A 6,604-nucleotide genomic window follows, 5' to 3' on the forward strand; every position below is an offset into this window, starting at 1 on the left:
AAAGCAATTAACATTTTTTAACAAAATTAGCGAAATTTATATCCACTTAACTCAGATAATATCAAAATTCAGACCGACTGAATCATATTTTATTTACTTTGTCCCCAAAAATTAGCGATGAACTTAACTATTTTGCCTTTGAGGGCTATTGTCTCTAGCTCTTTAATATTATTATTAGTAATTGCCATTGAATCATTTTTTCTTCAATACCGACTTAAATTCATTCCAAAAGTTAGTGTTCAGTATGCAACTGTAATGAATTTAATTTCTACCTGTATAGGGTGGATATTCTTTTTTTATGCAGTAAGTATTGTGCCAAATATATGGGAAAAAGAAGTCGTAGCTTATATTTTATTTGGTAAGATTGGCACAATTTATCCTATATTCATACTTTTCATATTTCTTAGTTTTTTGCTTTCTCTAATTGTGAAGTTTATCAGTTTGAATTGGTGTGAAAATTTATGGAATGAAAAATATAAAAATAGTGGTGCTAGTATGAATTTATCACAAGCATTAGGACAATTAAGAACGCCAAGGTTTTTGGTGATTACACTGGCTCATACTTGCAGTCATTTAGCAATAGTATCTATTTTATTTCTGCAGAGGTTTGAATTAATATGAAAGAAATTTGGAAAAGTTTTACCGATCTGTTTAAAGGTATTACGGACTTTTTAAAGAATCTACTAAATTTATTACTTCCTCCTCAGTTTTGGCATTGGAAAACATTTTTATTGTTGAGTGGAATGTTATTACTGGTGTCAATAGCTGTAGCTGAATTTGATAGTAATAGGGAAGTAGAAGTTGATTTTATTTCTGTTTTAAGCTGGTTATTTTTAACATTTTCTGTCGGATGGTTAACAACTCAGAAACCATTTGTATTTCGAGGTATCAGTTTAAGTCCCTGGATTACAGCAGGGCTAATTTGCTTTCTTTTATATGAAAAATTAGAGAGCAATTTGAAGTATGTAGCTATAGTGTCTTGGCCAATAATTGCGGTGTGCATAGCAGCAATAATTTTAGTATTGAATACTCCAGAAGAATCGACAGACCAAAAGGTTGATGTATTATCAAAGCCTAGTTTTGTCATTTTAATTTTGGTAAATTTTTTGGTTAGTTGTTGGTTGGGATTATACTTTATGATTCAGGAAATAGTAGAACAATATCCGACAATGGGAGAAGATGATCTAAGTAAAAGTGCATTTGTTTATCGGTTGATAACCCCTTCAATAAATGATTATAGAGGTGCAAAAATTCTGAGTTTAATGGAAGAGAGACTGAAAAATGATTTAGCAACTCAAAGAGTAGATTTATCAGTACCTAATATGAAGTTGAAGCTGCAAGATATTAAAGATGAGGCAACTAAACAAATATCTGAAGTTAAAGAAGATAATTTCTGGAAGTTAGAAACACCAATAGTTGCTAATCAGTCTGGATATCAGTTAAAGTTACAATTATTTTGGGAAGGACTTACAGCAAAAGATGAAAGTTATTATCTGAGTAAAAATTGTAAAATTGAAGAAAGAGTAGGGCAAAGAAGTTTTGGTACTTCGCGAAATGCAGCAGTACCAATTAGAGTTGGAAATGTTGAATGTAGTGCTGTAGAAAAGAAACTTGTTAAACCAGAAAAACAGTCAGAAGATGTGACAAAAATTTAAAGATAAAAAATAAGTGGAAATATGAGGTTAGGAAACATTTTATGAATCTAGGGAGAATTCTGGCAATTTCTCAAAATGTATTTTGGGAAGTAATTCGCGATCGTATCCTTTATTTAATTATTTTTTTTGCTTTATTAATGATTGCTGCTATTAGATTAATCCCAGAATTATCTGTAGGTACAGAGGATAAAATAATCTTAGATTTTGGGTTAGCAGTTATGAGTGTTTTAGGTTTGATAGTGACGGTTTTTATTGGCACTGCTTTGGTGAATAAAGAAATTGAAAAACGTACTGTTTATGTTTTGATTGCTAAACCATTAAGTCGTTCGGAATTAATTATTGGTAAATATATTGGTTTATCAGCAGTTTTGGCTGTTTTATTGTTGACTATGACAATAATATATGGATTAATTCTGAATCTAAGTGGTATTTCATATCCTATAGTTAGTATTTTAGTAGCAGTAATATTTATTTTTGTTCAGTTGTCGTTACTCACTGCAGTAGCAATTTTATTTGGTGTATTTACCACTTCTCTATTAGCGACATTATTTACATTTGGCATTTATTTAATGGGGAATTTAAGTAGAGATTTGGTTAAATTGGGTGAGTTAAGTGATAATCCTGGAATTAAAAAGTTAATGATGGGATTATATGTCGTATTGCCAGATTTAAGCAGATTAGATTTGAAAAATGATTCAGTTTATGGTCTACTGCCAAGTATAGCTACTTTAGTGACTAATTTTGGTTATGCTTTGCTTTATACAATGTTGATTTTATCAATTACTATAGCTATTTTTGCTAGGCGAGAGTTTTGAATTGAAGAAAGTTTTAGGTGGTAGGTTTGAGGTTGTCGCTGAGAAAGTTTGAGCTAATATTTATACAATTTTTCTAGTGTTGGAGGTACAAAATTTTAGGAATTTAGGGAGTAGGAAGTAGGGGGTAGGGAAAATAGATTAATTTTAAAACTGTAACTCACTATCTGGGCAAAGTGTTCTCATTTCAAGAATCGTAGGAAATTGAGAATTTCCCTATAAAACCTGACTAGGGAAACTTGGATTTGAAAATGATTTGAAAAAATAATTTATCTGGTTTTTCTCAAGTCAATTAACTAGAGGAAGCTTTGAGGTTGTAGGTGAGAAAAGTTGGGTAATAGTTAATTCTAGCAATGGCAGTTAATTGAGAATTTCCCCAGAAAATCTGACTAGGGTAATCTTGATTTGAAAATGGTATTAGAAAAAATAATTTGTCTGGTTTTTCTCAAGTCAATTAACTAGAGGAAGCTTTGAGGTTGTAGGTGAGAAAAGTTGGGTAATAGTTAATTCTAGCAATGGCAGTTAATTGAGAATTTCCCCAGAAAATCTGACTAGGGTAATCTTGATTTGAAAATGGTATTAGAAAAAATAATTTGTCTGGTTTTTCTCAAGTCAATTAACTAGAGGAAGCTTTGAGGTTGTACAAAAAACTGAGTAATAAGTGATCAATAAAAATAGTAGCTGTATTTCCACCGCACCCTACTAGCATCTATAGCAACTTCCATTACTACTCTTGACTTATGGAATCTCTAAAACAACAGAATATCTAATATGTCTTCTTCCTTCTTCCTTCTTCCCTCTTCCTTGTGTAATTGCTATAATCAATAATAATTAAATTAACAACAGTAAAATTCAATAAATAGAGAAAATGATGTTAACAAAAAAACTCAAAGAACTGAAAACAATATTTTCAGAAATGGAGAAAGCTTTGATTGCTTACTCCGGCGGAATAGATAGTACTTTAGTAGCAAAAGTCGCTTATAATGTCTTGGGAGATAAAGCTTTAGCTATAACTGCTATTTCTCCTTCTTTATTACCTGAAGATTTAGAAGATGCTCGAATTCAAGCAGCAGTAATTGGTATTTCTCATGAAGAGGTAGAAACTAATGAAATGGAGAATCCAAATTATACTTCTAATCCTATAAATCGTTGTTATTTTTGTAAAAGTGAATTGCATGGTACTCTCAAACCTTTAGCTTTAAAGCGGGGTTATTCTTATGTAGTAGATGGGGTAAATTCAGATGATTTACGAGATTATCGTCCTGGTATTCAAGCAGCAAAAGAAAGAGGAGCTAGATCGCCTTTGGCAGAATTAGGAATTAGTAAGTTTGAAGTTAGACAACTTGCTAAAGAATTGGGTTTGCCTTGGTGGGATAAACCAGCTCAACCTTGTTTAAGTTCTCGTTTTCCTTATGGGGAAGAAATTACTTTTGAAAAGTTACAAAGAGTTGGTCGTGGGGAAAGATATTTGCGAGATTTGGGATTAAAAAATTTACGAGTTCGTTCGGAAAAAGATACTGCTAGAATTGAACTTCCACCTGAACAAATTAAAGAATTTGTGTTGACAATAAATTTGCCTCAGTTGGTAGAAAGGTTTAAAGAGTTTGGATTTATTTATGTCACTTTAGATTTAGAAGGATATCGGAGTGGGAAGTTAAATCAGGTTTTGTCACCGGAGGTATTAGGGGGAAAAGTTTAAAGTAGATTTCCGAGAAATTAAATTATTTCCATAATTAGGCATATAGTTGCCACACTCGATCCGCCAACTTGATACGGTCTCGGGGTCTCCCGTTATAATCTGCGATTTAACGGGATATGCCGCAATAATTATTTCATTTTGTGAAGCGCATAACTTTAGAGTGTGACGCAGAGAAATATCTACTTCCCTCTCTTTATTGCGTATGCCGCAATAATTATTTCATTTTGTGAAGCGCATAACTTCCGAGTGTGTCGTAGAAAAATATCTACTTCCCCCTCTGTGTTGCGTATGCCGCAATAATTATTTCATTTTGTGAAGCGCATAACTTTAGAGTGTGTGGTGGGAAAATATCTACTTCCCCCTCTGTGTTGCGTATGCCGCAATAATTATTTCATTTTGTGAAGCGCATAACTTCCGAGTGTGTCGTAGAAAAATATCTACTTCCCCCTCTGTGTTGCGTATGCCGCAATAATTATTTCATTTTGTGAAGCGCATAACTTCCGAGTGTGTCGTAGAGAAATATCTACTTCCCCCTCTGTGTTGCGTATGCCGCAATAATTATTTCATTTTGTGAAGCGCATAACTTCCGAGTGTGTTGTAGAAAAATATCTACTTCCCCCTCTGTGTTGCGTATGCCGCAATAATTATTTCATTTTCTGAAGCGCATAACTTTAGAGTGTGTCGTAGAGAAATATCTACTTCCCCCTCTGTGTTGCGTATGCCGCAATAGTCAAATCATTTTCTGAAGCACCAAAATTTGAGGGATGTAGTGGGATCTAATACCAATTTGGAAAAAGAATGTTAGGAATAATAAGAGAAATTAAAATACTTTGTCAAAATAACATGGGTCTAAAACCCCGCCTTTTAAGGCGTAATATTTTTGGAGAGTTGCTCACGCATCCCCGTTACAAAAATAACTTCTGACTTCTGACTTCGTTAAAGGAGATATCCATTGGACGAAAAAGATAAATTATTACCTAATAAATAGTATCAAAGCTATTCCCATACGACTCCTGACTTCTGACTTCTGACTCCTAAAAAATAACTATGACAATTAAACTAGAAAAAATAGTACCTTGGGGTCGAAATCTTGACGAATATATTTCTATGTTCGACCTTACTCCAGAAGAGAAGAAGTTAAAAATTCTCGACTGTGCAGCAGGACCTTCAAGTTTTAATTATGAAATGACTTTTCAAAGATATAATGTCATTTCCTGCGACCCAATATATAAGTTTAGTGCTGATGAAATTTCTCAACGTATTCAGGCAACTTCTCAAAATATTATTGACCAAGTAAAGGCAAATTATGATACTTTTGTTTGGCAAAATCTAAAGTCGCCAGAAAATCTACTAAAGGTCAGAATGGCAGCAATGGAAAAATTTTTATTAGACTTTCCTAATGGGTTTCAGCAAAAACGTTATTTAACTGCTGAACTGCCGAAACTGCCTTTTGATAATCACAGATTTGATTTGGCTTTATACGGTCATTTTCTATTTTTATATTCCGATCATCTTTCAGCAGAATTTCATCTAGAATCAATTTTAGAAATGTGTAGAGTTGCTAAACAAGTACGAATTTTTCCTTTGCTTAAACTTTCTGGAGAAATTTCACCATTATTAACGCCAATAATTGAAAAATTAACAACTAAAGGATATAAAGCAGAAATTAAACAAGTAACTTATGAATTTCAGAAAGGAGGTAATCAAATGTTGCAAATATTTGTTTGACGAAGGAGGAAGGAAGAAGGAAGAAGGAAGAAGGAAGAAGAAAGGAAGAAAAATGGATGGGGACTCAAACCCCGACCAATTGTAAACATTGTGGGTGACAGTGGGGTATTAAACCCAAAGTATAAAGATAATTAATGAAGGAATAATTCAAGAATTAACAATTACCGAAAAAAGGATTTTTTTTCTTTTCTCTCCTTGATATAGCAATCAGGAATCAGTTGTGAGAATTGAGGTGTTCCTTAAAAGTATAGATTATAGCAATTATTATATTTATATGATACGTTTTTTCTTCTTCTCTGTTGCCTGTTCCCATAACTGATGTTCCCTAAAAGCCTTCAATATCTCACAACTCAAATCATATTGCTATATATAAAAATCAACTCTTTCTTAACAGTTTCCTATTTCCAAAAATTGTGGCAAAGTCTATAATAAATGACATCCTCTAATTAGGTATTGCTGATTAAATCTAAAAGCATTGACATATAAAGGCTTTAGCCTTTTTGGGGTCGAATTGCAGTGCAAATTTTTCAGCTCTTTATGCTCAAAAAGTTAGTATTTTAGGCAAGACTTAGGCAGAAAAATCATTCTTACAATTGTTACTCCTACCTCCTCTAAATTCCTATTTCTCCTGTCTCCTGTCTTCCCCTCCTGGGAGGGGTCAGGGGTGGGTTGTCTCCTGTCTCCTACCCCTACTAAAAGACTTATTCAGC

5 protein-coding genes are annotated in these 6,604 nt (G+C 33.1%); all 5 read left to right on the top strand.

Annotated elements, in window-relative coordinates:
* Nucleotides 1–117 precede the first annotated feature (117 nt).
* Complete coding sequence (gene fraC / locus F6K18_RS16555) at nucleotides 118–621, top strand: filament integrity protein FraC (protein WP_287522295.1); 504 nt, start codon at nucleotides 118–120, stop codon at nucleotides 619–621.
* Nucleotides 618–1,655 carry a DUF5357 family protein gene (locus F6K18_RS16560; RefSeq protein ID WP_287522297.1) on the top strand — a complete coding sequence of 346 codons (1,038 nt, stop codon included), beginning with the start codon at nucleotides 618–620 and terminating at the stop codon, nucleotides 1,653–1,655. Before fraC ends, F6K18_RS16560 begins: the two co-directional genes overlap by 4 nt.
* 41 nt (nucleotides 1,656–1,696) lie before the next feature.
* A complete protein-coding gene (locus tag F6K18_RS16565) occupies nucleotides 1,697–2,470 on the top strand; it encodes an ABC transporter permease (protein ID WP_287522298.1) in 774 nt (257 codons plus the stop codon).
* An 868-nt stretch (nucleotides 2,471–3,338) separates the two neighbouring features.
* On the top strand, nucleotides 3,339–4,166 hold the full coding sequence (gene larE, locus F6K18_RS16570; RefSeq protein WP_287522308.1) for an ATP-dependent sacrificial sulfur transferase LarE: 828 nt from the start codon (nucleotides 3,339–3,341) through the stop codon (nucleotides 4,164–4,166).
* A 1,047-nt stretch (nucleotides 4,167–5,213) separates the two neighbouring features.
* Nucleotides 5,214–5,894 carry an SAM-dependent methyltransferase gene (locus tag F6K18_RS16575; protein WP_287522300.1) on the top strand — a complete coding sequence of 227 codons (681 nt, stop codon included), beginning with the start codon at nucleotides 5,214–5,216 and terminating at the stop codon, nucleotides 5,892–5,894.
* Nucleotides 5,895–6,604 lie beyond the last annotated feature (710 nt).

Origin of the sequence: Okeania sp. SIO2C2, from assembly GCF_010692625.1 — a bacterium.
Taxonomy (GTDB): domain Bacteria; phylum Cyanobacteriota; class Cyanobacteriia; order Cyanobacteriales; family Microcoleaceae; genus Okeania; species Okeania hirsuta.